1 pseudogene is annotated in these 1,728 nt (G+C 76.2%); it reads left to right on the top strand.

Going from position 1 to position 1,728, the window contains the following annotated elements:
• Positions 1–245 precede the first annotated feature (245 nt).
• Positions 246–1,728, top strand: a pseudogene (locus tag GT045_RS13830) (histidine kinase); the annotation flags it as partial.

The raw sequence follows: 1,728 nt of genomic DNA, 5'->3' as shown, positions 1-1,728 counted from the left end.
GTGGCCCTCCTGCTGGCCGCCCTCCGCCCGGCGGCCGCGGACGGTTCCCGGACGCCGGCTCGCGACCGGACGGCCGCCCGAGAGCCCCGCGCTCCCGCCGCCCCCGGCCCGGCTCCCCCCGGTCCGCCATGACCGGGCCGCACCGTCCGGGGCGTGCCGGTGCCGGCCGGCCGCCCTCCGACCGGGGGGCGCCACCTCGGGTGACGGTCTCGCCTGACGGCGCCGGGCAGTGTAGACATGGGCACATGGTGCGACTGCCCGGCCGGAGCACGCCCCGGCCGCCCCGATCGTCGGGGCACCCGCGCGCACCGCACAACCCGCCGCGCCCGGAACGGGGCAGGGGCCGCCGCCGGCCCGGGAGGCTCCGGTCCGCGGTCTCGGGGCGCAGCGTGGCCGGGCAGGTGTTCGTCCTGCAGGTGGTGATCGTGCTGCTTCTGGTGGTCTCGGCGGTGGTGGCCCAGGTCCTCCAGGTACGGCACGACAGCGACGTCGAGGCCGCCAACCGCTCCCTCGCCGTGGCCGAGACGTTCGCCAACGCTCCCGGCACGGCGGCGGCCCTGCGCTCGCCCGATCCGACGGCCCTGCTCCAGCCGAGTGCGGAGGCCGCCCGCAAGGCGACCGGGGTGGACTTCATCGTCGTGATGAGCACCGACGGAGTCCGCTACACGCACCCGCAGACCGACCGCATCGGCAAGAAGTTCGTCGGCGACATCGGCCCGGCCCTGGCCGGCCGTCCCGTCACCGAGCACATCACCGGCACGATCGGCCCGCTGGTGCAGGTCGTGGTGCCGGTGAAGGACCGGGCCGGCACGGTCGTGGGTCTGGTGTCCGCCGGGATCACCACCGCGCACGTGGGCGGTGCCGCCGACCAGCAGCTGCCGCTGCTGCTCGCCGCGGGAGCCGTCGCGCTCGTGCTGGCCACCGCGGGCACCGCCCTGGTCAGCAGACGGCTGCTGCGCCAGACGCACGGCCTCGGGCCGTACGAGATGACCCGGATGTACGAGCACCACGACGCGGTGCTGCACGCCGTCCGCGAGGGTGTGCTGATCGTCGGCGGTGACGGCCGGCTGCTGCTCGCCAACGACGAGGCCCACCGGCTGCTGGACCTGCCCGGGAACGCGGAGCGGCGCAGCGTGCTGGAGCTGGGCCTGGACGACGAGACGGCGGGCCTGCTGGCGTCGGGGCGCGTCGCCACGGACGAGGTGCACCTGGTCAAGGACCGTCTGCTGGCGATCAACCAGCGGCCCACGGACCTGCGCGGCGGGCCGCCCGGCAGCGTCACCACGCTCCGCGACTCCACCGAGCTGCGTGCCCTGTCGGGGCGGGCGGAGGTGGCCCGGGAACGGCTGAACATGCTGTACGACGCCGGGGTGGGCATCGGCACCAGTCTGGACGTGGCCCGCACCGCGGAGGAGCTGGCCGGCCTGGCGGTGCCCCGTTTCTCGGACTTCGCGACGGTGGACCTGTTCGACGCGGTGCTCGGCGGGGAGGAGCCGCGGCCGGGGACGGCGCTGCGCCGCACGGCCGCCGCGGGCATCCGCGAGGACGCCCCGCTGTACCCGGTCGGCGAGCGGATCCGGTTCGTGGCCACCTCGCCGCAGGCCCGCGCCCTGACGACGGGGCAGTCGGTCGTGGTGTCGGGGCTGCGCGAGGAGACGGGCTGGCGGGCGCAGAACCGCGAGCGCACCGACCGGGTGCTGGACTACGGCATCCACTCGCTGATCACCG

The organism is Streptomyces sp. SID486, assembly GCF_009865385.1.
Lineage (GTDB): Bacteria > Actinomycetota > Actinomycetes > Streptomycetales > Streptomycetaceae > Streptomyces.
Note: the sequence above shows the minus strand (reverse complement) of the source record. Positions and strands in the feature narration are given on the sequence as shown.